Origin of the sequence: Shewanella sp. 10N.286.51.B2 (assembly GCF_041469265.1) — a bacterium.
In the GTDB taxonomy this organism is placed as follows: domain Bacteria; phylum Pseudomonadota; class Gammaproteobacteria; order Enterobacterales; family Shewanellaceae; genus Shewanella.
This window is the reverse complement of record NZ_JBFRKH010000120.1, coordinates 1-1,509: the sequence shown is the minus strand read 5'-3', so window position 1 is coordinate 1,509 and position 1,509 is coordinate 1. Positions and strand designations below refer to the sequence as shown.

Below are 1,509 nucleotides of genomic sequence, written 5' to 3'. Positions count from 1 at the left end.
ATTTTGCTGATAAGAAAAAGTAAGGTTATTTAGGCTAGTTGTGTAGTCTTCTGCCCACACATCTGGCGCTTGCTGGTAATAATCTTCACCTATAACCAGCGCCTTTTCTTGAAGCGCTATCGCTTCGCGCACTTGGTTATTTTGCTGATAAGAAAAAGCAAGTTTACTTAAGCTAGTTGTATACTTATCTGCCCAGACATTTGGCGCTTGCTGATAATAATTTTCACCTATAATCAGCTCCTTTTCTTGAAGCGCTATCGCTTCGCACACTTGGTTATTTTGCTGATAAGAAAAAGCAAGGTTATTTAGGCTAGTTGTGTAGTCTTCTGCCCACACATCTGGCGCTTGCTGGTAATAAGCCTCACAGATAGCCAACGCTTTTTCTTTAAGCGCTATAGCCTTGCTCAGTTGGTTATTTTGCTGATAAGAAGATGCCAGATTAGTTAGGCTTATGTTGTAGTATTTTTCCCACACATCTGGTGCTTGTTGGTAATAAGCCTCACAGATAGCCAACGCCTTTTCTTGAAGCGCTATGGCTTCACGTACTTGGTTATTTTGCTGATAAGAAGATACCAGGCTATTTAGGCCAGATGTGTAGTCTTCTGCCCACACATCTGGTGCTTGCAGGTAATAAGCCTCACAGATAGCCAACGCTTTTTCTTGAAGCGCTACGGCTTCACGTACTTGGTTATTTTGCTGATAAAAAGATGCCAGGTAATTTAGGCCAGATGTGTAGTCTTCTGCCCACACATCTGGCGCTTGTTGGTAATATGCCTTACAGATAGCCAACGCTTTTTCTTGAAGCGTTATGGCTTCACGTACTTGGTTATTTTTTGAATATAAAAATGCCAGGTTAATTAGGCTCGTATTGTAGCCTTTCGCCCACACATCTGCTGCTCGTTGGTAATAAGCTTCACGGATAGCCAGCGCTTTTTCTTCAAGCGCTATAGCTTCGCGCACTTGGTTATTTTGCAGATAAGACAATGCCAGATTAGTTAGGCTTGTGGTGTAGTCTTCTGCCCACACATCTGGCGCTTGTTGGTAATATGCCTCATGGATAGCCAACGCCTTTTCTTGAAGCGCTATGGCTTCACGTACTTGGTTATTTTGCTGATAAGAAGATGCCAGGTTATTTAGGCTCGTAGTGTAGCCTTTCGCCCATACATCAGGCACTTGTTGGTAATAAGTCTCACGAATAACCAACGCCTTTTCATCAAGCGCTATAGCTTCGCTTACTTGGTTATTTTTCCGATAAGAAGATGCCAGATTAGTTAGGCTTGTGGTGTAGTCTTCTGCCCACACATCTGCTGCTTGCAGGTAATATGCCTCACGAATAGCCAACGCCTTTTCATCAAGCGCTATAGCTTCGCTTACTTGGTTATTTTTCCGATAAGAATATGCCAGATTAGCTAGGCTTGTGGTGTAGTATTCTGCCCACACATCTGCTGCTTGTTGGTAATATGCCTCACGAATAGCCAACGCCTTTTCATCAAGCGCTATAGCTTCGCT

General features: G+C 43.1%; 1 protein-coding gene. It reads right to left on the bottom strand.

Translation table 11 applies throughout. The annotated features are described in order from the left end of the window. Positions 1-1,509: tetratricopeptide repeat protein (locus AB4140_RS19665; protein ID WP_372002319.1), on the bottom strand; the 1,509-nt coding region annotated here is incomplete at both ends.